The sequence below is a fragment of the Amycolatopsis sp. NPDC039088 genome (genome assembly GCF_055598845.1).
Genome location: NZ_JBVKAE010000021.1, coordinates 85,413 through 107,334 on the forward strand (window position 1 = coordinate 85,413; position 21,922 = coordinate 107,334).

A 21,922-nucleotide genomic window follows, 5' to 3' on the forward strand; every position below is an offset into this window, starting at 1 on the left:
TCCCCTCCCCACTATCCCCCCCTCCCTTCCCTCTCCTCTCTTCCCCCTCCTTTCCCCCCCCCCCCCCCCCCCCCCCCCCCCCCCCCCCCCCCCCCCCCCCCCCGAGACCGGCCGCGGACCGCGGCTGGGAGCTCGCGATCACGCTCACCCCGACCGCGGCCCGCTGGCTGGAGAAGACCGGCGGGCTCGGTGACCTGGAGAAGCTCACCGAGCTGCCGGTCCGCAGTACCGCCCGGCTGCCGGGCGAACCACGCCCGCATCCGGATCCCACGGTGTTCCTGTTCGCGCCCGCGTCCGCGAACTCCGTGGCGAAACTGGCCTTGGGCATCGCCGACAACCAGGCGCTGACCCTGCTCGGCGACGTGCTCGGCACGCCGGGCATCACGATCGTGGTCGGCTATCAGATCCAGGACACCCGGGTGCACCACCCGGCGTGGCAACGGCATCTCGACACACTCGCGTCGGCTGGTGTCACCACCGCCCGGCTGACGCCCGAAGCGCCCTGGACCTCTGTGCTGGACCTGCTCCCGGCGGTCTAGCGGGCGCAGAACGCGGTATCGACGGCGGTGATGAGGTCCTTGGCCGCGTTGGCGGGCAAGGGATCCTGATTGACCACGACGTTCACCTGCTTGCCGTGCGGGACAGCGCCGGACAGGGTCGAGAAGCCCCGAATGCTCCCACGGTGGCCCCAGAACACTCCGCCGCACGTCAACGGGACCGAGACGATTCCCAGTCCGTACGCCGCGCCGGGAATGCCCAGCTCCACGGGCACCGTCCGGTGCATCTCCGCCAGCTGCGGACGGAGAAGCAGACGGCCGCCGGTGAGGGCGGCGAAGAAGCGGTTCAGGTCCTCGCCGGTCGAGACGAGCCCACCGGAGGCCCAAGCCGCTGACGGGTCCAGCTCGGTGTAGTCGGCGAGATCGGGTGCGTAGCCCCTGGCGTGCGGGTTCGGCAGACGCTCGTCTCCGCGAGAGGGCAGGTAGGTGCCGCGCAGGTTCAACGGTTTCACGATCCTGGCGTCGATCTCGGTGGAGAGCGAGCGCTTCGTCACCTTCTCGACGAGCATGCCCGCGACGATGTAGTTGGTGTTGGAATACGCCCACCCCTTCCCCGGTTCCGGGAACGACGGCGGATGGGCGAGGGCGATGGCCACCAGTTCTCCGGGCTCGGCACCGCGATGCCGCCACTCGTCGATGTCGAGGTCCCGAAGATAGTTGTACAAGCCGCTGGTGTGCTGGAGCAGGTGCCGCACGGTGATCTTCGTGCCGTCGTTGCCGTTCCCGGTCATCAGACCCGGCAGATACCGGTCGATCGGTGTGTCCAGCCGTACCTTTCCTTCGGCGACCAGTTGCAGCACCACGACGGCGACGAAGGTCTTGGTGACACTGCCTGCCCGGAACTTCGATCCATGCGGGAACGGCGTCCGAGTCTCGACGTTCCCGACGCCTTCGCGTTCCGACCACGTTCGCCCGGAAGCGCCCGTCACGGTCGCCTGTGCGCCGGGAACCCCGTCCTGTACCAAGGTTTTCAGTGCCTTGTCGACTTCGTCGCGCGGCTTGGTCACGGCGAGCGCCGGTGCGGCGGTCGTGGTGCCCAGCAACGCGATCAGCGAGCCGATTGCGATGATCTTCCTGCCTGGCAAGGTTTTTCGCATGAGGCAAAGTTAGGGACACCGGCACCGGGCGGCCATGGTGCAGGCCGCCGCGTCGAAGGGGGGTACACCCCACCCACGTCAGCGCAGGCTGTGCCCCGGCGCGTTTGAGGTGTGCCGGTGGAGGGTGTGTGTGAACCGCCCCGGGTTTGATGGAGCCTCCATCAAACCCGGGGCGGTTCACTCCGGGATCCCCGTGTGCGCGCGTCAGGCGGCTGGCGGTACCGTCAGCGCAGGCTGTGCCCCGGCGAGACGATGCCGGTCTCGTAGGCGAACACCACCGCCTGGCTGCGGTTGGCCGCGCCCAGCTTCCCGAAGATGTTGCCCACATGGGTTTTGACGGTTTCGAGACTGATGACCAGCTGGGCCGCGATGTCCACATTGGACATCCCGGTGGCGATGAGGCGCAGCACCTCGGTCTCCCGTTTCGTCAGCGACGACGGCCGGGGCGCGAGACCCGATTCCGCCGGGCGCGCGGCGACCATCCGCCGGATCGCGTCGGGGAAGAGCAGTGTCTCCCCGGCGGCGATGGTCCGGATCGCGTGCGCGAACTCCTCCTTGCGCGCCCGCTTCAGCAGGAACCCGCTCGCCCCGGCGAGAAGCGCGTCGTAGACGTAGTCGTCGTTGTCGAACGTCGTGATCACGAGGACCTTCGGCGGTTCGGGCACTTCCGCCAGCACCCGCCGGGTCGCCTCGATCCCGTCCACGCCGGGCATGCGGACGTCCATCAGGACCACCTCGGGGTGCGTCCGCCGCACCAGGTCCACCACCTCGCCGCCGTCGCCCGCCTCGCCGACCACGGTCAGGTCGGGCTGGTTGTCCAGCAGCGACCGCAGCCCGGCGCGCAGCAGTGGCTCGTCGTCGACGATCAGGACCCGCAATGTCATGAGCGGGACCGTAGCGGGATGGTGGTCACCAGCCGCCACAGCGGTTCCCCGTCCATGGCGGGCCCCGCGATGAGCTCGCCGCGCAGCGCCTCGACCCGTTCGGTGAGACCGGGCAGTCCGTTGCCGCCGCGCCCGGAAGCGACCGCGTGCTCCACGAGCGGGTTCACGATCTCGATCCGCAACGCGTCGGCGAGCACCGCGACCCGCACGGTCACCGGGCCGGGATGGGCGTGCCGCAGCGCGTTCGTCAGTCCTTCTTGGACGATCCGGTACGCCTCCCGGGAAAGGGTCGCGGGAAGTTCCGCGGCGGGCCCGGTCAGCTCGTAGTCGATCACCGCGCCACCGGATCGTGCCCGCTCGGCCAGCGTCGCGGCCTCGATGAGCCGTCGTTCGGGCTCGCGGGACGACCTGTCCTCACGCAGCAGGCCGAGGACGTGGTCGAGGTCTTCGAGCGCCATCCTCGACGACTCCTCGATGGTGCCCAGCGCCTGCCGGGCCAGCTGCGGTTGCGACTCGACCAGTTCGGCGGCCGCGGCCGCCTGGATGGTCGACGTCGTCAGGGTGTGCCCGATCGAGTCGTGCAGTTCGCGGGCCAGCCGGTTGCGCTGCTCGAAGTGGTTCGCCCGGACTTCGGCCGCGGCGACGCGTTCGGCGGCCGACGGACCCAGCAGCGCGACCGCGCTGTACTGGAAGAGCTTGGTGAAGCCGGCGAGGACGAACGCGATGAGGACGAGCGTGATCAGCGCGATCGGCAACGTCCACAGCCCGCCGGTGCCGGATTCGACCGTCACCCGCTCCCCGAAGACCTCGATCGGGCTACCGCCGCCTCCCGCCCACACCGCGGCGAACACGAAGCCGAGCATCAGGAAGGAGCCGAGGCCGAACAGCACCCAGCCGAGCGCGGTGTGCACGAGCAGCCAGGCCGCCGAACGCCAGCGCTCCGCCCAGGCGACCTTCGTGTTCGGCAGGGGCTGCGCGATCCGAGTGCCCAGCATCTGGTTGGAGAACCAGATGCCGACCCGCCGCATCGGCCCCGGCAAGCCGGCCAGCGCGACCAGCACGCCCATGGCCAGCACGCCGTAGACCGCCTTCGCCCGCACATCGCCCGGGATGAGGACGGCGGGGATCAGCGCGATCGGGAATGGGATCGCGGTGATCGCCATGCCGAGGAAACCGAAGGGCAGGCTGCGGTAACTGCCGATCCGCACCAGGGTTCTGAAAGGGTTGACCATGACCGGAACGCTATTCGGCGGCGCGTGCGCGCACCTCCCACTCCGGTGCCATTTCGCGTCATCCTCAAGACCGGCTCGCCGGTCACAGCCGGTTAGCGGACGTTAGCGGCGCCCTCCTACACTCGGGCGCGTGGCTCACCGACCTTTGATCGCACCCAGCATCCTCTCCGCGGACTTCGCCCGGCTCGGCGACGAGATCCGCGCCGTCGCGGGTGAGGGGGAAACCCGCGCGGACTGGGTCCACGTCGACGTCATGGACGCGCACTTCGTGCCGAACCTGACCCTCGGGCTTCCCGTGGTGAAGTCGCTGCTCAAGGCCACCGACGTGCCGATCGACTGCCACCTGATGATCGAGAACCCCGACAAGTGGGCCATCGGGTACGCCGAGGCGGGCGCCTACAACGTCACCGTGCACGTCGAGGCGGCGCACGACCCGGTCGCGCTGGCGAAGAACCTCCGTGCCGCCGGGGCGAAGGCCGGGCTGTCGATCAAGCCGAACACCCCGCTCGAAGACCACCTCGAGACCCTCAAGCACTACGACACGCTGCTGGTGATGTCGGTCGAGCCCGGCTTCGGCGGCCAGTCGTTCATCACCGATGTCCTGGAGAAGGTGCGCACCGCGCGGCGCCTGGTCGACACCGGTCACCTCAAGCTCGTCGTCGAGATCGACGGCGGGATCAACGCCGACACCATCGAGCAGGCCGCCGAGGCCGGTGTGGACTGCTTCGTCGCCGGTTCCGCCGTCTACGGTGCCGAAGACCCAGGTAAGGCCGTCGCGGCGCTGCGTGAGCAGGCGGCCCGCGTCCGCGGCTGATCCCGCCTCTTGATCCGCCATCGGGTCAGGAGAAGGAATCGGGCCCGATGGGTGTTGGATGAAGGAAGCATCGTTTCCAGCGACGGTGCGACCAGGAGGAGGGCAGCAGGAGTGTTCACCGGCATTGTCGAGGAACTCGGCGAGGTCACCGCGGTCGAGCAGGTACCGAACGCCGCGCGGCTGACCGTGCGGGGGCCGCTGGTGACCAGCGACGCCGGTCACGGCGACTCGATCGCGGTGAGTGGCGTGTGCCTCACCGTGGTCGCGGTGGCGGGCGGTGAGTTTACCGTCGATGTCGTGCACGAAACCCTGCAGCGCTCCAGCCTCGCGAAGGTGAACGTCGGCGACGTCGTGAACCTGGAACGCGCGACGCCGGCGGGCGGCAGGCTCGGCGGGCACATCATGCAAGGCCACGTGGACGGCACCGGCGTCTATCTCAAGCGGGACGAGCAAGGGCTCACCACGTTCGCCTTGCCCGGGAAACTGTCACGTTACGTGGTCGAGAAGGGGTCGATCGCGGTCGACGGCGTCTCCCTCACGGTCGCTTCGGTGACCGACGAGGAGTTCTCCGTGGCCCTGATCCCGACCACCCTCGAACTGACCACCCTCGGCCGTAATCAGCCGGGTGACCTGGTGAACCTCGAGGTCGACGTGGTCGCCAAGTACGTCGAGAAGCTGGCCATGCCGCACCTGCGTACGCAGGGGGACAATGGTGGCGCGGAGGAGCGGGCGTGAGTGAGACGAGTGCGATTCCGGGGTCGGCGGATCTGACCCCCTGTGGAGGCGGGGTGGCAGTGAACGCCAATGCCATCGAGGCGGCGATCGCCGATATCAAGGCGGGCCGTCCGGTCGTCGTCGTGGATGACGAGGACCGCGAGAACGAGGGCGACCTGATCTTCGCGGCGGAGAAGACCACGCCGGAACTGATGGCCTTCATGGTGCGCTACACCTCGGGTTACGTCTGCGTGGCGCTGACCGAGGCCGAGGCGGACCGGCTCGACCTGCCGCCGATGTACCACACGAACCAGGACCAGCGCGGCACCGCGTACAGCGTCACGGTCGACGCCGCCGAGGGCATCACCACCGGTATCTCCGCGGCCGATCGCTCGCACACCATCCGCCTGCTCGCCGACCCGGCGTCGAAGGCGTCGGACTTCCGGCGTCCCGGCCACGTGGTCCCGCTGCGCGCCAAACAGGGCGGTGTCCTGCGGCGCCCCGGGCACACCGAAGCCGCCGTCGACCTGGCCCGCCTCGCCGGGCTTTCCCCGTCCGGCGTGCTCTGCGAGATCGTGTCGCAGAAGGACGAGGGCGACATGGCCCGCCGCGACGAACTCGAGGTCTTCGCCGCGGACCACGACCTCAAGATGATCACCATCGCCGATCTGATCGCCTACCGCCGCCGCACCGAGAAGCAGGTCGAGCGGGTCGCCGAGGCCCGCATCCCGCTGTCGGCGGGCACGTTCCGCGCGGTCGGGTACGACAGCCTGCTCGACGGCATCGAGCACATCGCCTTCGTCTACGGCGAGATCGGTGACGGCGAGGACATCCTCGTCCGCGTGCACTCCGAATGCCTCACCGGCGACGTCTTCGGCTCGCTGCGCTGCGACTGCGGCCCGCAGCTGGAGGCGGCACTGGAGGCGGTGGCCAAGGAAGGGCGCGGCGTCGTGCTCTACATCCGCGGCCACGAGGGCCGGGGGATCGGGCTGCTGCACAAATTGCAGGCCTACCAGCTGCAGGACGCCGGCGCGGACACCGTCGACGCGAACCTGCAGCTCGGCGTCCCCGCCGATGCGCGAGACTACGGCACCGGCGCGCAGATCCTGTGCGATCTCGGCGTCCGCTCGATGCGGCTGCTGACGAACAACCCGGCCAAACGTGTCGGGCTGGAGGGCTATGGTCTGCGGGTCAGCGGCCGGGTGTCGCTGCCGATCTCGCCGAACCCGGAAAATCTGCGCTACCTCAAGACCAAACGGGACCGGATGGGGCACGACCTGTCCCAGCTGGAGCATTTCGACCAGGTCGGCGCCGAGGTCGACCAGGGCAACGGAGGTGGCACGCGGTGAGCGGCGAGGGCCGTCCGGACGTCGAACTCGACCTGTCCGACTGTAAGAACATCCGGCTCGGGATCGTGGCCACGCGCTGGCACACGAAGATCACGGGCGCGCTGCTGGAACGCGCGCTCGAGGCGGCCAAGGCGGCCGACCTGGAGGAAGAGCCGACGGTCGTGCGCGTCGCGGGCGCCGTCGAACTGCCCGTCGCCGCGCAGGCACTGGCCCGCACGCACGACGCGGTCGTCGCGCTGGGCGTGGTCATCCGGGGCGGGACACCGCACTTCGAGTACGTCTGCGACGCGGTCACCGCGGGCCTGACCAGGGTGGCGCTCGACGAGAGCACCCCGGTCGGCAACGGCGTGCTCACCTGCGACACCGAACAGCAGGCTCTCGACCGGTCCGGTCTCCCGGGCTCCGTCGAGGACAAGGGTTACGAAGCGACCGTCGCCGCCCTGGACGCCGCGCACGCGCTGCGGAACCTGCGCCAGCCGTGGACCGAGCGGGGCTTCGTGTGAGCGTCGAGGCGGATGTGATGACAGAGCCCGAGACCGTGGTGGTGCGGCCCCGCCGTGCCGTGGTGATGTGCTCGGTGCTGGCGGTGATCCTGCTGGCGACTTTCGTGGTCGTCGCGGTGCTGCTGCGCGGCTCGGATACCGGGGTGATCTTCCAGCCGTCCGACCAGGTGGCGATGATCGGCATCGGCGTCCTGCTCTCGGCGGGCACGATGCTGTTCGCGATGCCGCGCGTGAAGGCCGACGCCGACGGCATCGAGGTCCGGAACGTGCTGATGACCAAGCGGTTCGCGTGGTCGGAGGTGCTTTCGGTGAGCTTCCCGGATGGCGCGTCGTGGGCGCGGCTGGAGCTGCCGGACGACGAGTACTACTCGGTCATGGCCGTGCAGGCGGTGGACCGGGACCGGGCCGTGGCCGCGGTGCGGGCGCTGCGGAAGTTGCACAAGGCGGCTTGGAACGGCTGACGCGCTCTTTCTCGGCGGCGAAGTGTTATGAACGGGACTTTCATTGCAAAATTTGTAATGAAAGTCCCGTTCATAACATGGGTTACCTGGTTCGTGGGTGCTTCTCGGTTGGACCGAAGTTCGGATGGCGGCTCGTGAAGACGGGCGCAAGCAGTCGACTGGGTACGGCGAGCGCGCCGGTCGCGGCCTTGGTCATGCCGCTCAGGGCCGCTCACGCTCGCCCCATGCCTCTCACGGGTCAGCGCCCGCCGCCGGCTCTGTACCGACCACACGTCACCCAGGGCGCCCTGGGACTTTCCGTGGACCCTGGTCGTGAGTGTCGTTCTAACGACACTCACCACTCACGAGTTTTAGCCAGTATCGGGCTCGGCAAGGCGTGAAGGTCGAGTTTCCTCGGCTGAGCCGAGGGAAGGGGGCCTTCACGCGCAGCCGGTGTGACTACTGATGCTGGTGTGCCACATGCGGCGAGCATCGAGTCCGTGAAGGACTCTTTGAGGGACCCAGAGTCCCTCAAAGAGTCCTTCACGGACCGGGCAACGACACTCACCACTCACGACCACCTGCACCCACGACTCACCGCTCGTCTGGACCCCTGCCGCTATGAAAGGTCCTTTCCTTGCAAAATTTGCAAGGAAAGGACCTTTCATAGCGTTCGGGGGGCCTCCACCGACCAGCCTTCACCGATCAGCAACCCCTCAAAGCGACAGATCCACCACGATCGGCGCGTGGTCCGACGGACCCTTCCCCTTCCGCGCCTCACGGTCCACATAGGAATCGGTCACCGCGCCAGCCACCACCGCGTCGGCGTACACGAGGTCGATCCGCATTCCCTTGTTGTTCGGGAAGTTCCCGGCCCGGTAGTCCCAGTAGGTGAACGGGTGGTCGTACTTCAGCGGCCGCGGGAACACGTCGGACAGCCCAAGGTCCCGCAGCGCGGCCAGCGCCTTCCGTTCCGGCTCGGTCACGTGCGTCGACTCGGCGAACAGGGCGATGTCCCACACGTCCGCGTCGGTCGGCGCGATGTTGAAGTCGCCGAGCACCGCGAACGGCAGCCCGCGCGCCTGCTCCTCGCGCACGGTCGCTTCCAGCGCCGAGAGCCAGGCCAGTTTGTAGTCGTAGTGCGGGTTCCCCAGCTCACGGCCGTTCGGTACGTACACCGACCACAGCCGCAGCCCGCCGCAGGTGGCGCCGATGGCACGCGCGTCGGTCTTGTCCTCGAAGGTGGGCTCGCCGGTCAGCCCCCGCGTCACGTCCTCCAGCCCCACCCGCGACACGATGGCGACGCCGTTCCAGCGGCCGATGCCGTACGCGGCCGTCTCGTAGCCCAGTTCCCGCACGGCGTCGACCGGAAAAGCGTCGGTGCCGGATTTGAGTTCCTGCAGGCACAGCACATCCGGTTGCACCGAGCCGAGCCAGTCCAGGACCCTCGGCAGCCGGGGCCCGATCGAGTTCACGTTCCAGGTCGCGATCCGCATGCCCGCGAGCGTCCCACACCCCACCGACACGCCCACGCAAAAGGGCCCCTCCGAGACGGGTCGCGTCTCGGAGGGGCCCCGCCGGGGTAGAGGTCAGACCCCGGTGGTCGAGCGGATCCACGAGCGCGCCGAAGCGACGCTGCCGTAGTTGTTGGTGCCGCGGACGTTCGACCCGCTCTGGTTCTGCACGGTCGAAGCGACACCGACCTGGACGCCGTTGGAGACCTGGGGGCCGCCCGAGTCGCCCTTCCAGGCCGAACCGTCGATGCCGACGCTCTGGATGGCCGGGCCGCCGTAGGCGTCGGACGAGCTGCCGGTGACGCGGACGTTGGCCACCTTCAGCGCCGAGGCGGGCGGGCCGGTCGGGGTCTCACGGCCCCAGCCGTAGAGCTGGTTCGTGCTGCCGACCGACGGGTTCGAGCTGGCAAGGGCGATCGGCGTGACACCGGCGTCGGAGGCCAGGTGCAGCAGCGAGATGTCGGAGCCGGCCGGCGAGGACACCTTGCGGTCGACGGCGATCACGCGGCCGCCCTGCAGCTGGTTGCTGCCGACGCGGACCCGCATGCCGGTGCCGTCGGAGTCCAGGCAGTGCTTGGCGGTCAGGACCCAGCGCTGGGCGATGACGCTGCCGGAGCAGTTGAAGCCGTCCCACTGGCGGCCAGGGGTGTTGACGTAGACCTGGGCGCCCCAGCTCACGGTGGGGGCGGTGCCGCCGCCCACGATGTTGGGCTGGACCCCGGTCGGGGTGCCCGCGGAGGCGACCGCGCCGGCGGTCATGGTGAGTGCGGCGGCGGCGAGGGTCGCGGCGCCCAGCGTACGAAGTCGGCTCACGGTGCAGGAGTCCTTTCGAGCGTCATGAGGACGAAGAACCGAGTGAAATGGAACTGGGACGGAAAGTAATCAACCCGTTCACCCGCTCGGAACCAACGAACGTCTGGTCCGGCCGAATACCCGACTTAGGTCGGTATGCGTAGTGAAATGCGGACCGCATCGTGGTAGTCGCCACCCGTACGAGGGTTAGACCATGGGGGCTCGTAAGACTGTCGGTGGGGCCCCATAGGCTTGACGATGTGGCTGACCCGACCACCTACCGTCCCTCGCCGGGGAGCATCCCGGACGCCCCTGGCGTGTACAAATTTCGTGACGCCACGAAGAGGGTCATCTACGTCGGCAAGGCGAAAAGCCTCCGAAGCAGGCTGAACTCGTACTTCGCCGACATCACGGGCCTGCACCCGCGCACCCGCCAGATGGTGACGACGGCGGCGAGCGTCGAGTGGACCGTGGTCGGCACCGAGGTCGAGGCGCTCCAGCTGGAGTACAACTGGATCAAGGAGTTCGACCCTCGGTTCAACGTCCGCTATCGCGACGACAAGAGCTACCCGATGCTCGCCGTCACGATGCACGAGGAGTTCCCGCGCCTGCACGTCTATCGCGGCGCGCGCAAGAAGGGTGTGCGGTACTTCGGGCCGTACGCGCACGCGTGGGCCATCCGCGAGACGCTCGACCTGCTGCTCCGGGTCTTCCCGGCACGCACCTGCTCGGCGGGTGTCTTCAAACGCCACGGCCAGATCGGCAGGCCTTGTCTGCTCGGCTACATCGGCAAGTGCTCCGCGCCGTGCGTGGGCAAGGTCTCCGCCGACGAGCACCGTGCGATCGTCGAGGACTTCTGCGACTTCCTGGCAGGCCGCACCGACGCGCTGATCCGCCGCCTGGAACAGGAAATGGCGGCCGCTTCCGAAGAGCTGGAGTTCGAGCGCGCCGCGCGGCTGCGTGACGACCTCGGAGCCCTGCGGCGCGCGATGGAGAAGCAGGCCGTCGTGCTCGGCGACGGTACCGACGCGGACGTCGTCGCCTTCGCCCATGACGAACTCGAAGCCGCCGTCCAGGTCTTCCACGTGCGCGGCGGCCGGGTCCGCGGCCAGCGCGGCTGGGTGATCGACAAGGCCGAAGAGATGGACGTCAAAGACCTCGTCGACCACTTCCTCACCCAGTTCTACGGCGAAGAAGCCGAACGCGCGGAAGAGCCCGACGGCGGCTCGCCGGTCCCGCGCGAGGTGCTCGTCCCCGAACTGCCCGCCGACGCGGAAGCGGTCGCCGACTGGCTTTCCGGGCTGCGTGGTTCGAGGGTGAGCCTGCGGGTGCCGCAGCGCGGGGACAAACGCGCGCTCGCGGAGACGGTGACCCGCAACGCCGGCGAGGCGTTCACCCAGCACAAACTGCGCCGGGCGGGCGACCTCACCGCGCGTTCGGCCGCGCTCGCGGAACTGCAGGATTACCTGGCGCTGGAAACCGCGCCGCTGCGCATCGAATGCGTGGACATCAGCCATATCCAGGGCAGCGACGTCGTCGCGTCGCTGGTGGTGTTCGAGGACGGCATCCCGCGCAAGTCCGAGTACCGGCGTTTCGCGCTGCGCGAAGCCGCGGAGGAAGGCGACGTCGCCTCGATCGCCGAGGTCGTCCGCCGCCGTTTCTACCGGTATCTCAAGGAAAACGCCGAGGGCGCCGCCGTCGATCCGGACCGGCCGGGCATCGACCCGGAGACCGGCAAACCGCGCAAGTTCGCCTACGCGCCGAACCTGCTCGTCGTCGACGGCGCGGGCCCGCAGGCCACCGCCGCCGCGGACGTCCTCTCCGAACTGGGCATCACCGACATCGCCGTGGTCGGCCTGGCGAAGCGGCTGGAAGAGGTGTGGCTGCCCGGTGATCCCGATCCGGTGATCCTGCCGCGCACCTCCGACGCGCTGTATCTGCTGCAGCGGCTGCGCGACGAGGCACACCGCTTCGCCATCCGCTACCACCGGGAGAAGCGGTCCAAGCGGATGCAGGTGTCCGCATTGGACGGTGTGCCGGGATTGGGGCAGGCTCGCCGTACCGCGCTGATCAAGCATTTCGGCTCGGTGAAGAAACTCCGCGAGGCAAGGATCGAGGAGATCGAGGCGGTGCCCGGCTTCGGCAGGCGCACCGCGGAAGCGGTCGTGGCGGCGCTCGCAGGGGAGCCCGCGACGACGGGGGAGTCAGGTACGACGTGATCGGGGAAAGGACCATCGTGAGTGCGCAAGAAGAAGGCCGCGGTTCCGGGATGGAGGTCGCGGTCGTCTCCGGGTTGTCCGGGGCAGGCCGCAGTACCGCCGCGAAATGCCTGGAGGACCTCGGCTGGTTCGTGGTGGACAACCTGCCGCCCGAGCTGATCGCCACCATGGTCGAACTCGGCGCACAGGCGCGGGGCGCGATCACCAAGGTCGCCGTCGTGATGGACGTGCGGTCGCGCGCGTTCACCGACGACCTGGCGTCGGTCATCAAGGACCTCGACGCCCGTGGGTACAAGCCGCGCGTGCTGTTCCTGGAGGCCACCGACGCGGTGCTGGTGCGCCGCTTCGAGGCCGTCCGCCGCGGGCACCCGATGCAGGGGGACGGCAGGCTCGCCGACGGCATCACCGCCGAGCGCACGCTCCTGGAGCCGCTGCGGGAAGAAGCCGACCTCGTGCTCGACACGTCGTCGCTCTCGGTGCACGATCTGCGCGCGAAGATCGAAGACGCGTTCGGCTCCGAAGCCAGTACTCAAACCCGCGTCACCGTGCTCTCCTTCGGCTACAAGTACGGCCTGCCGATGGACGCGGACCTGGTGATGGACGTCCGGTTCCTGCCGAACCCCTTCTGGATCCCGGAACTGCGCGATCACACCGGCCTCGAGGGTGAGGTCCGCAACTACGTGCTCAGCCAGGAAGGCGCAGACGAGTTCCTCGACCGCTACCACCAGCTGCTGCGTCTGATCGGCGCCGGCTACAAGCGCGAGGGCAAGCGGTACCTGACGCTGGCCGTCGGCTGCACGGGCGGGAAACACCGCAGTGTCGCCATTTCCGAGGAACTCGCCCAGCGTCTGTCCAATGAGGACGGTATGGCCGTGAAGGTGGTGCACCGCGACCTTGGCCGCGAGTAGCGCACCGCGCGCGGTCGCCTTGGGTGGCGGGCACGGCCTGCACGCCACCCTCACCGCGTTGCGCCGGGTGACCTCGCAGGTCACCGCCGTGGTCACCGTCGCGGACGACGGGGGCTCGTCCGGCAGGCTGCGCCGGGAACTGGGACTGCTGCCGCCGGGCGACCTGCGGCAGGCCTTCGCCGCGTTCGCCGCCGAAGACGGCGGAACCCTGTGGGCGGAGGTGTTCCAACACCGCTTCGGCGGTGACGGCGCGCTCGCCGGGCACGCGGTCGGGAACCTGTTGCTGGCCGGGTTGTTCGAGGTGCTCGGGGATCCGGTCGCCGCGCTCGACGAGGCGAGCAGGCTCATGGGCATCTCCGGCCGGGTCCTGCCGATGTCACCCGAACCGCTGGAAATCCAAGGTGAGGTTTCGGGGCTGGACGCCGAGAATCCCGAGGCACTCAGGCGGATCCGCGGTCAGGTGGCGGTGGCGACCACACCCGGTCAGGTGCATCGGATCAGCCTGCACCCGACGGGACAGGCCGACAGGCCGCCGCGCGGCTGCGCGGAGGCGATCGAAGCGGTGCTCGGCGCGGACGTGGTGTTCCTCGGCCCGGGGTCGTGGTTCACCAGCGTGCTTCCGCATCTGCTGGTGCCGGACCTGCACGACGCGCTGGTCCGGACGAAGGCCACGAAGGTCGTCATTCTCAATCTGATCCCCCAACCGGGGGAGACAGCGGGCTTCTCTCCGGAGAAGCATCTGGACGTGCTCTTCGAACACGCCCCGGAATTGCGGGTGGACGCGGTCATCGCGGACCGTGACTCGGTGCCCTCACCAGCCCGGTTACGGGAAGCGGCCGAGAGACTCGGCGCACGGGCGTTGCTGGGGGCGGTGGCTGACCCGGTCGTGACGGGGCGGCATGATCCTGATGCGCTCGCGGGCTGTATGCGAGACGCTCTGGAGTCTCACCGGGGGAGGAGCTGAAGGTATGGAGGGGCAGCGATGGCGATGACCGCCGCCGTGAAGGACGAGCTGAGCCGGCTGGAGATCACCAAGATCGGCCCGCGCCGCGCGGAGGTCGCGTCGATGCTGCGATTCGCGGGTGGGCTGCACATCGTGGCCGGTCGCGTCGTGGTGGAGGCCGAACTGGACACCGGTTCGGTGGCGAGGCGGCTGCGTAAGGAGATCCACGAACTGTACGGACATCAGTCCGACGTCCACGTCATCTCCTCCAGCGGCTTGCGCAAGGGCACGCGGTACGTCGTCCGGGTGGTCAAGGACGGTGAGGGCCTCGCCCGGCAGACCGGTCTGATCGACCAGCGGGGCCGTCCGGTGCGCGGGCTGCCCGCCGCGGTCGTGTCCGGCGGGGTCGCCGACGCCGAAGCCGCCTGGCGCGGCGCGTTCCTGGCGCACGGTTCGCTCACCGAACCCGGCCGCTCGTCGTCGCTCGAAGTCACCTGCCCTGGCCCGGAGGCCGCGCTGGCGCTCGTCGGCGCCGCCCGCCGGATGGGCATCCAGGCCAAGTCGCGTGAGGTGCGCGGAGCGGACAGGGTCGTGGTGCGCGACGGCGACGCCATCGGTGCCCTGCTGACCCGGCTCGGCGCGCACACGAGTGTGCTCGCGTGGGAAGAGCGGCGGATGCGCCGCGAGGTGCGTGCCACCGCGAACCGGCTCGCGAACTTCGACGACGCCAACCTGCGGCGTTCGGCCCGCGCGGCCGTCGCGGCGGCGGCCAGGGTCGAGCGGGCGCTGGACATCCTCGGCGAATCCGCGCCGGACCACCTGCTCGCCGCGGGCAAATTGCGGCTGTCGAACCGGCAGGCCTCGCTCGAAGAGCTGGGCCAGCTGTCCGACCCGCAGATGACCAAGGACGCCGTCGCCGGCCGGATCCGCCGTCTGCTGGCGATGGCCGACAAGAAGGCGAAGGAACAGGGCATCCCGGACACCGAATCCGCCGTGACCCCGGACATGCTGGAAGAGGACGAGGCCTGAGCACCTGCCGCATTTAGAGGACTAAACGCGGTGTTCGCCGAAGACGTCGCAGGTGGTCGGGTCACCGTCGAGCGCGGCGGTGGCCAGCAGGACGGCGCCCGCGGTCCACGTGGTGCGCTCGTCCGGCCAGAACTCGTCGTCCGCGAACTGATAGCCGGTCCAGTACGAACCGTCCTCGTGCCGTAGCCGGGCAAGGCACGCGAGGAGTTCGGCGGCGCGGGCGCGCTCACGGCGGGCGGCGAGGGTCAGGCAGAGTTCGGCGGTCTCCCCGCCGGTGACCCACGGTTCGTGGTGCACACAGCGCACCCCCAGCCCGGGCTCGACGAACCGGTCCCAGCCGTCGGCCAGCCTCGCCGTGGCGTCGGGGCCGGTCACCACCGAGCCCAGAACCGGGTAGTACCAGTCCATCGCGTGCGGTTTCGCGGCGAACAACCCCGGCTCGCCGATCAGTGCCTCGCGGAGACGGCGAGCCGAGTCCCGCCATCGCGGACGGCTCAGTCCCAGCGAAGCCGCGAGGGCGATCGCCTGGGTCAGCGCGTGGTGGATGCTGCTGCACCCGGTGACCAGCCGGACGCCGGGATCGGCCCGCCAGGCGATGGCGCCCGACGGTTGCTGCCGGGTGAGGACGGCGTCGACGGCCTTGTCCACCACCGGCCACATCCGCTCCAGGTACGCGTGGTCTTCGCGCAGCAGGAAGTGGTGCCGGACCCCGACCGCGACGTAGGCGGTGAAGTTGGTGTCCATAGTGGACGAACTGATCCCGCCGTCGCGGTATTCGGCCGCCCACGAGCCGTCGGAGCGCTGGTTCCGTGCCAGCCAGTCGTAGGCGGCTTCGGCCTCGGCGTGCCGCCCCGCGACGTCCAGTCCCATGGCGGCTTCGAGGTGGTTCCACGGATCGAGGTGGCCGCCGGACCGCCAGGGGATCCCGCCGTCCGGCCCTTGCACGGCGGCGATGGTGGCCGCGGTGGCCTTCACGGCTTGCGGGCGTAGACGACGAGGCTTTTGCCGAGTACCGGATTCAGCACGCGCTCGGCGAACCTCACCGGGCGAGGGCTCCGCATGATGTCCCACACCAGGAATCGGTGGTACAGCGTGCAGAGCCGGTGGTCTTCGTCGGGGCCGACGGCGCATTTCAGCCACCAGTACGGCGAGTGCAGCGCGTGCGCGTGATGGCCGCCGGTCGGCCGCAGCCCCGCCTCCCTGAGCCTGCCGAGGAGTTCCCGGCGCCGGTAGATCCGGATGTGCCCGCCCTCGACCTCGTGGTAGGAGTCCGAGAGCAGCCAGCAGATCCGCTCCGGCCACCAGCGGGGAACGGTCGCCACCATCCGGCCACCGGGCGCCAGTACGCGGCTGACCTCCGCGAGGGCCGTCCGATCGGCGTGGAGGTGTTCCAGCGTCTCGGCCACGATCACCCGCGTGAAGGAGCCGCTCGGGAACGGGAGCCGCAACGCGTCGGCACGGACGGCCAGCGCCGAAGCCGACGCCGGTGCCTCGCCCGCCTCCGCGAGGTTGGCGAACATGTCCCGTACGTACTTGAGCGCGGTGTCGTCGAGGTCGGCGGCGACCACGTCCGCGCCGCGTTTGTAGGCCTCGTACGCGTGCCGTCCGTTCCCGCAGCCGAGGTCGAGGACCCGGTCGCCGGGGCCGACGGGGAACCGGTCGAAGTCGACGGTCAGCACTCGGCACGCTCCTGCCCGAGCAGGCGCCGGTAGTGCGCCGCGGTCTCCTCGGCGGTGCGCCGCCAGCTCAACGCCCACGCCGTTTCCAGCCCGCGGGCCGCGAGATCGGCACGCAGGTGTTCGTCGCCGAGAACCTTGGTGAGCGCCTCCGCGAGCGCGGGCGCGTCACCCGGCGGCACCAGGATCCCCGCGTCACCCACGACTTCGGGAAGGGCACCGCCGGTCGTCGCGACCACCGGGGTGCCGCAGGACATCGCTTCGACGGCCGGCAGCGAGAATCCTTCGAACAGCGAAGGCACACAGGCGATCTCGGCCGAGCAGAGCAACCGCGCGAGTTCGTCGTCGGTCAGTCCGGTGACGAAGCGGACGTTCGCGCTGGGGCCGAGCCGGGCGAGCGCCCGCGCGGCCGGGCCGTCCGGTTTCGGCTTGCCCACGATCACCAGCTCACCGTCGATCCGGTCCCAGGCCACCAAGAGGTGTTCGAGCCCCTTCAACGGTTCGTCGGCGCTGGCGGTGGCGACCACCCGGCCCGGCACGCGGTCGATGTCCGGTCGCGGCCGGAAGAAACGCGTGTCCGCGGCGAGCGGGACGACGTGGATCCGCTCCTGAGGTACACCCATTTCGCGGCTGATCGCCGCACGGGAGGCGTGCGACACGGTCAGCGTGGGAAGCCGCCGCGCGACGCGGTGCTGCATGTCGACGAAGCCGTACCACCGCTTGACCCTCGATGCCTCCCGCCCAGTGACGGTGGCGAGCTTCAGGTCGCGGTCCACGGCGATCGGATGGTGGACCGTGGCGATGGTGGGAAGTCCACAATGGAGGGTTCCATAGCCGAGGCCTTGGTTGTCGTGGACGAGGTCGAACTCGACCCGGCGTTTCGCGAGATGGTGGGCGGCGCGCAGGGAGAACGCCAGCGGTTCCGGGAAGCCGCCGCGTCGCATGCCGAGGAACTCGACCCACGACGGCAGGTCACGCAGTTCTCGCGGTCGCGGTGTCCGGAACGGATCCGGCTCCGCGAACAGGTCGAGCCCCGGGAGCTTCGTCAACCGCACGCCGTCATCGACCTCCGGATAAGGCGGCCCGGACAGGACCTCGACCCGATGTCCCAATGCGGCGAGTTCGCGGCTCAAATGCCGGACGTACACCCCTTGACCGCCGCTGCGGGGATTGCCCCGGTAGGTCAGGAGCGCGATCCGCAGCGCGCTCACCGCTCACTCCCTGGCGCCCCAGTACTCGAGCTGCGTACGGATCTTGCGGGTTTCCTGGTGCCGTTCGCCGCGGACTTCGACGGAATCGTCGAGCAACTGGGTCCAGACCGAGAGGGCTTCGGTGACTTGACCGGCTTTGGCGAGTGTGAGGGCGAGGCCGAAGCGGAGGTCGAGGACGTCGGGATGCCGGTCATTCAGCCGTCCCGTCGCTTCGTCGAGGAGCCGTCGGTACTCCGAAACAACGGGGGGGGGGGTGCTCGATTTCGGTGCTCCAGAAAGCGATGTTGTGCCGGATGTGGCTGACGATCTCGTCGTCGCCCAGGGCCTGTTTCGCCTGCGGCAGCAGTTCCCGTGCCAGCCGGAGGGCTTCCTCGCCGTTCCCGGTCTTGCCCGTCGCCACCGCGAGGAAGTGCCGCGCGTGCAGTGTTTCGCGATGCTCAGGGCCGAGTGCCCTGGTGGCGTCCCGGACCAAGGCTTCGAACGCGGCCCGGGATTCCTCGAGGCGGCCGAGTTCGGCGAGGAGGTGCCCGATGTTGTTGCGGACGCTCAAAACGTCTTCGTCGCCCTCGCCCAGTGTGGTGGTGACGATCGGCAACAGCTCCTCGAACCGCGTGAGAGCCGTGGCGGCGTCTCCTGCCTTGCCGGTCCAGGTGGCGTGCCTTGCCTTGCAGCGCAACGTGATCCGGTCGGTCTCCCCGAGCTGCCGGGCCGCGCGGTGGGCCCAGGACGCCCAGCGTTCCCGGTTCTCGACGGGAATGGGAGAGGCTCGGTGCTCCAGGGCGCGCAAAGCGTCTTCGTGCAGGTTCGCCAGCCAGAAGTACTCGGCTTCGTTGGCGCTGGCGTAACTCTGTTCGAGTGTCGGCTCGTCGTCTCCGGTCACCGGCGCCACCTCCGAGATCGCCTTCGCCAGCTGGGCGCGCAGCCGCCTCGCCATGTTGGGGAACGGCAAAGGCGGGGCGTCGGTCCACTGAACGGTTTCGTCGGCAAGTCCCGCCTGCGTCCGGCTGACGGAGTCGCCGAGTTCGGCGAGGAGGTCGCGGACGTGCACCTGCCTGTCCGGGCCCCCGCTCGCCGCGCTCGCCTTGGTGAGGATCGAGAGCGGGATGGGGCCACGTGCGGCGGCCAGCTGCAGCAGCTCCAGCAGGGTCGCCCGCGCGGACTGAGGCGCGGCCGTCGAGTCGCTGTACTCATCGGCCTCCTCCGGCCAGGCTTCCTCCTGGGTGACGCTGATGAACGTGACCGTCGAATCGCCGAGCCGGACGACGTCGCGGTGCGTCAGTACGGCGTTCAGCACGCGGCGCCCGTTCACGAAGGAGCCGTTGGCGGAGTCGAGGTCGGTCAGCCACGCGGTCTCGCCGTCCCAGCGGATCTCGCAGTGGAGCCGGGAAACCCGCGAGTCATTGAGGCGGAGGGCGGCCTTCCTGCTGCGGCCGAGGGTGATGAGCCCGTAGGACAGTTCGTGCGTGACCGGAGGCTGGCCGGGGACGTCGATGATCAGGGTGCCGGGTGTGAGCTTCGGCGAGGTGGGCGAACCGTCTCGCGGTTGTACCTGTCCCGGCACCGGCCGTGGCTCGACGATCACCGGCTGGCTCTGGCCCGGCCCCGGTCGAGTGCCGAGCACCCAATTACGTCCCGAGGGATACATGTCGACAGTGACGGCGGCGGCCGTGAGGCTGCTCCGCTCACGCGTCGCCATCACCGTCTTGACCCACTCCAGCGCCGGATCGGCCGACAGGGTCCGGAGAAAGTCGCCCAGCCGGGCGCCGACGTCCGGGTCGAGGTCGTCGAGCCCGTCGACCGCGATCCGCACGTGGCCGTCCGTCCACTGTGGAGCAAGGGTGTGCAAGGGGCCGAGAAGGGTCAGATCGAAAACGCTTGCGCCGCTGCGCGCCTCGTCGTCGAGCCCGCTCGAAAACCGCTCACCGGCTTCGTTGAAACCGGGCACGGTGCGCCGCAACTGGCGGGCAAGTTCCCGCGCGAGTTGCTCCGCCGTCTGGCCGCGTGCGGCGAACAGCACGGCGTGCAGGAAGTCCGGTGGCACGTACGCGCCGGCCACCGACGGCCGCGCCAGCGCGGCGAGCATGGTCGACTTCCCGGACTTCTCCTCACCGGTGATCGCGACCAGGCGCGCCCCGGTGAGCAGGTGCCCGACGGTCTTCCCGAGCCGGGGGTCCGGCTCGTAGTCCTCGGTCAGCCGCTCGATCAGTGGGGCGGCGGGGTTGCCGGCCAGCGGCGAACGTCGCCACGTGGGGGAGGAGTTGAGCGCGATCCAGAGTCCTTGATCGGCCTCGGTCACCTCGCGGGTGCCGTCGAAACCCAGGTGCACCGCGGTCTGCATGGGGCACAGCCCGGCGATGACCCGTTTGAGATCCGCGCAGCGGACGCGCTCGCCGAGACTCTCGTGTCCCGAGCGCAGCACAGTGACCAGCGAGCGGCTGAAACAGCCGTTGGCCGCGACGCGGTCATCGGACGCGGTGAGCAGGTCGAACCGTTTCCCCGCCTCGCCGACGATCCGCAGCCAGCGCCTGCCGGCCTGCAACGCCCCGATGCCGGCGTGGCAGGTGTCGAGCAGGATCACCAGGCCGTCCAGCATCGAGTAGCGGCCTAGGAGTTCCTTGATCCGCTGCGCGAACAGGAACGATCTCCGGCTGTCCACCGGCAGGCTGGTGTCCTTGGTGAGGAAGTAGAAGTCGTCGTCGGCGTATTCGCCGTGCCCGACGAGAGAGAGGAAGAGCGTCGCCTCGTCCTCCGACGCGCGCTCGAACGCTTCGACCAACGCGTCGTCGAGTTCGACCATGGTCGGGTCGACGAGCAGTCCGCGTCCGTCCGCGAGAGCGGGGACGCAGCCGCCGATCTCGGGATCGAGCAAAGCCGCCGAGACCTGCCTGCCCGCGTCCGGGAGGAACGACAACAGATTCAACGCCTCGCACTGCGACGCGACGACCAGTGACCTCCGCTCTCCCACGGAGATCACTTTGTCTCATCGAAGGGTCACCGGCAAGGGCATGCGCGATACTGTGCGTGTCGATACGGGAAAGGGGTGCCGGTGGCTCGGATCGTTCTGGTGCACGGCATCGCCCAGGAACAGAAGTCCGCGGACACCCTCGAGGCGGAGTGGCTCCCGAGCCTGGCGGGCGGGGTCCGGCTCGCCGGTGACCCCGCGCTGGCCGACGACCTCTGGCGGGACGCCCGGCCCGGTGCGGCGCGGATGGCCTTCTACGGCGACCTTTTCCTCCGTGACGGTCAGCAGGGCGGTGCGGACGAGCTGACCGCCGAGGAATGGGGACTCGCCGAGACGCTGGCCGCGGAATGGCTGCGGAACGCGGCTTCGTCGGCCGCCCGCGAGCCGGACCGGACCAGGGCTCAGGCCGAATTGGCCCGGCTGACGGAGGATCGCGGGGAAGAGCAAGGCGTGCGCGCCGCCGCCCGTCCGGTGCTGAACGCGCTGGTGCGGTTGCGGCCGTTCGCCCGCCTCGGGGTCGCGTTCGCCGAACGTGTGGTGGTCAAGGCGCTCAAACAAGTGACGCTGTACCTCACCGACGAAACGATCCGGAAACGCGTCCAGGAGCGCGTCGCCGAGCACATCGGCCCGGAGACCGAAGTCATCATCGGGCATTCGCTCGGTTCCGTCGTCGCCTACGAAGCCGCTCATCTGCACGGCCGCCCACTGCCGCTGCTGCTCACCCTCGGCTCGCCGCTCGGCCTGCGCACGGTGGTCTACGAGCGGACCCGCCCGCAGCCGCCGGCCGTCCCGCCCGGGGTGGCGCGCTGGGTGAACCTCGCCGATCGCGACGATCTCGTCGCCGCACGCCCGGATCTCACGCCGCTGTTCCCCGGCGCGGACGGCGTCCTCGACAGCGGTTACACGGTCGACAACGGGGCCAAACCGCACGAAGCGGCGTTCTATCTGGCCAAGCGCCGCACCGGTGAAGTCCTTTCCGCCGCGCTGGGCTAGTCCTTCGGTCGTGAGTGGTGATGACGGCTCTGGCCAACGGTGTTTTGGTTACCTACGGCGGGTGAGCTGGGTAGCGCTGGTCCGT

19 protein-coding genes and 1 pseudogene are annotated in these 21,922 nt (G+C 69.5%); 11 read left to right on the plus strand and 9 right to left on the minus strand.

What is annotated here, in order from left to right:
• Positions 1–104 precede the first annotated feature (104 nt).
• A pseudogene (locus ACZ7KI_RS25675) lies at positions 105–539 on the plus strand (flavoprotein); the annotation flags it as partial.
• Here the strand turns inward: ACZ7KI_RS25675 and ACZ7KI_RS25680 are convergent.
• The 3 genes from ACZ7KI_RS25680 to ACZ7KI_RS25690 form a co-directional block, all read right to left on the minus strand.
• Positions 536–1,654, minus strand: coding sequence for a serine hydrolase domain-containing protein (locus ACZ7KI_RS25680; RefSeq protein ID WP_470275625.1), 1,119 nt, complete (start codon positions 1,652–1,654; stop codon positions 536–538). The pseudogene ACZ7KI_RS25675 and the gene ACZ7KI_RS25680 sit on opposite strands and share 4 nt — an antisense overlap.
• A gap of 224 nt (positions 1,655–1,878) precedes the next feature.
• Entirely contained in the window at positions 1,879–2,538 is a 660-nt protein-coding gene (locus ACZ7KI_RS25685; protein ID WP_470275626.1) for a response regulator transcription factor, read from the minus strand.
• Positions 2,535–3,770, minus strand: a complete 1,236-nt coding sequence (locus ACZ7KI_RS25690; RefSeq protein ID WP_470275627.1) for a sensor histidine kinase — start codon at positions 3,768–3,770, stop codon at positions 2,535–2,537. Before ACZ7KI_RS25690 ends, ACZ7KI_RS25685 begins: the two co-directional genes overlap by 4 nt.
• Positions 3,771–3,915: 145 nt before the next feature.
• Between ACZ7KI_RS25690 and rpe the strand changes: the two genes are divergently transcribed.
• From rpe to ACZ7KI_RS25715, 5 genes are all read left to right on the plus strand, one after another.
• Positions 3,916–4,584: a ribulose-phosphate 3-epimerase gene (gene rpe / locus ACZ7KI_RS25695; RefSeq protein WP_061980667.1), complete on the plus strand. Its 669-nt coding sequence runs from the start codon at positions 3,916–3,918 to the stop codon at positions 4,582–4,584.
• A gap of 111 nt (positions 4,585–4,695) precedes the next feature.
• Entirely contained in the window at positions 4,696–5,319 is a 624-nt protein-coding gene (locus ACZ7KI_RS25700) for a riboflavin synthase (RefSeq protein WP_037320883.1), read from the plus strand.
• A gap of 53 nt (positions 5,320–5,372) precedes the next feature.
• On the plus strand, positions 5,373–6,647 hold the full coding sequence (locus ACZ7KI_RS25705) for a bifunctional 3,4-dihydroxy-2-butanone-4-phosphate synthase/GTP cyclohydrolase II (protein WP_177242276.1): 1,275 nt from the start codon (positions 5,373–5,375) through the stop codon (positions 6,645–6,647).
• Positions 6,644–7,150 (plus strand): 6,7-dimethyl-8-ribityllumazine synthase, encoded by a 507-nt coding sequence (ribH, locus tag ACZ7KI_RS25710; RefSeq protein ID WP_007029653.1) that lies wholly within the window; start codon positions 6,644–6,646, stop codon positions 7,148–7,150. Before ACZ7KI_RS25705 ends, ribH begins: the two co-directional genes overlap by 4 nt.
• 17 nt (positions 7,151–7,167) lie before the next feature.
• Positions 7,168–7,611: a PH domain-containing protein gene (locus tag ACZ7KI_RS25715; RefSeq protein ID WP_470275628.1), complete on the plus strand. Its 444-nt coding sequence runs from the start codon at positions 7,168–7,170 to the stop codon at positions 7,609–7,611.
• Between the two features lie 695 nt (positions 7,612–8,306).
• Here the strand turns inward: ACZ7KI_RS25715 and ACZ7KI_RS25720 are convergent.
• Together ACZ7KI_RS25720 and ACZ7KI_RS25725 are read right to left on the minus strand one after the other, a co-directional pair.
• Entirely contained in the window at positions 8,307–9,086 is a 780-nt protein-coding gene (locus ACZ7KI_RS25720) for an exodeoxyribonuclease III (protein ID WP_465466573.1), read from the minus strand.
• A 93-nt stretch (positions 9,087–9,179) separates the two neighbouring features.
• Positions 9,180–9,917 (minus strand): S1 family peptidase, encoded by a 738-nt coding sequence (locus ACZ7KI_RS25725; RefSeq protein ID WP_044850378.1) that lies wholly within the window; start codon positions 9,915–9,917, stop codon positions 9,180–9,182.
• A 239-nt stretch (positions 9,918–10,156) separates the two neighbouring features.
• On the opposite strand from ACZ7KI_RS25725, the gene uvrC reads away from it, so the two are divergent.
• Genes uvrC through whiA form a run of 4 tightly spaced genes read left to right on the plus strand, consistent with a single transcriptional unit; the run spans position 10,157 to position 14,995 of the window.
• Positions 10,157–12,115, plus strand: a complete 1,959-nt coding sequence (uvrC, locus tag ACZ7KI_RS25730) for an excinuclease ABC subunit UvrC (RefSeq protein ID WP_470275629.1) — start codon at positions 10,157–10,159, stop codon at positions 12,113–12,115.
• A 50-nt stretch (positions 12,116–12,165) separates the two neighbouring features.
• Positions 12,166–13,023: an RNase adapter RapZ gene (gene rapZ / locus ACZ7KI_RS25735; protein ID WP_034311885.1), complete on the plus strand. Its 858-nt coding sequence runs from the start codon at positions 12,166–12,168 to the stop codon at positions 13,021–13,023.
• Positions 13,010–13,987, plus strand: coding sequence for a gluconeogenesis factor YvcK family protein (locus ACZ7KI_RS25740; protein ID WP_470275630.1), 978 nt, complete (start codon positions 13,010–13,012; stop codon positions 13,985–13,987). Before rapZ ends, ACZ7KI_RS25740 begins: the two co-directional genes overlap by 14 nt.
• Before the next feature lie 18 nt (positions 13,988–14,005).
• Positions 14,006–14,995 carry a DNA-binding protein WhiA gene (whiA, locus tag ACZ7KI_RS25745; protein ID WP_061980674.1) on the plus strand — a complete coding sequence of 330 codons (990 nt, stop codon included), beginning with the start codon at positions 14,006–14,008 and terminating at the stop codon, positions 14,993–14,995.
• A gap of 21 nt (positions 14,996–15,016) precedes the next feature.
• On the opposite strand, the gene ACZ7KI_RS25750 is transcribed toward whiA, so the two are convergent.
• From ACZ7KI_RS25750 to ACZ7KI_RS25765, 4 genes are all read right to left on the minus strand, one after another.
• Positions 15,017–15,970, minus strand: coding sequence for a prenyltransferase/squalene oxidase repeat-containing protein (locus ACZ7KI_RS25750; protein ID WP_470275631.1), 954 nt, complete (start codon positions 15,968–15,970; stop codon positions 15,017–15,019).
• Positions 15,967–16,674, minus strand: a complete 708-nt coding sequence (locus ACZ7KI_RS25755) for a class I SAM-dependent methyltransferase (RefSeq protein WP_470275632.1) — start codon at positions 16,672–16,674, stop codon at positions 15,967–15,969. Before ACZ7KI_RS25755 ends, ACZ7KI_RS25750 begins: the two co-directional genes overlap by 4 nt.
• Complete coding sequence (locus tag ACZ7KI_RS25760) at positions 16,668–17,882, minus strand: glycosyltransferase family 4 protein (RefSeq protein WP_470275633.1); 1,215 nt, start codon at positions 17,880–17,882, stop codon at positions 16,668–16,670. The genes ACZ7KI_RS25755 and ACZ7KI_RS25760 overlap by 7 nt, the downstream gene beginning before the upstream one ends.
• 190 nt (positions 17,883–18,072) lie before the next feature.
• Positions 18,073–20,847: an FHA domain-containing protein gene (locus ACZ7KI_RS25765; RefSeq protein WP_470275634.1), complete on the minus strand. Its 2,775-nt coding sequence runs from the start codon at positions 20,845–20,847 to the stop codon at positions 18,073–18,075.
• An 81-nt stretch (positions 20,848–20,928) separates the two neighbouring features.
• Here ACZ7KI_RS25765 and ACZ7KI_RS25770 point away from each other — a divergent pair, with 81 nt between their 5' ends.
• The gene (locus ACZ7KI_RS25770) at positions 20,929–21,837 is read left to right on the plus strand and encodes a hypothetical protein (protein ID WP_470275635.1); all 909 of its coding nucleotides are present in this window, start codon (positions 20,929–20,931) and stop codon (positions 21,835–21,837) included.
• Positions 21,838–21,922 lie beyond the last annotated feature (85 nt).

Bases quoted from the DNA above. Each gene is read 5' to 3' on its own strand.
- ACZ7KI_RS25680 (WP_470275625.1), bottom strand. From the start codon at position 1,654: ATGCGAAAAACCTTGCCAGGCAGGAAGATCATCGCAATCGGCTCGCTG.
- ACZ7KI_RS25685 (WP_470275626.1), bottom strand. From the start codon at position 2,538: ATGACATTGCGGGTCCTGATCGTCGACGACGAGCCACTGCTGCGCGCC.
- ACZ7KI_RS25690 (WP_470275627.1), bottom strand. From the start codon at position 3,770: ATGGTCAACCCTTTCAGAACCCTGGTGCGGATCGGCAGTTACCGCAGC.
- ACZ7KI_RS25715 (WP_470275628.1), top strand. From the start codon at position 7,168: ATGACAGAGCCCGAGACCGTGGTGGTGCGGCCCCGCCGTGCCGTGGTG.
- ACZ7KI_RS25720 (WP_465466573.1), bottom strand. From the start codon at position 9,086: ATGCGGATCGCGACCTGGAACGTGAACTCGATCGGGCCCCGGCTGCCG.
- rapZ (WP_034311885.1), top strand. From the start codon at position 12,166: ATGGAGGTCGCGGTCGTCTCCGGGTTGTCCGGGGCAGGCCGCAGTACC.
- whiA (WP_061980674.1), top strand. From the start codon at position 14,006: ATGGCGATGACCGCCGCCGTGAAGGACGAGCTGAGCCGGCTGGAGATC.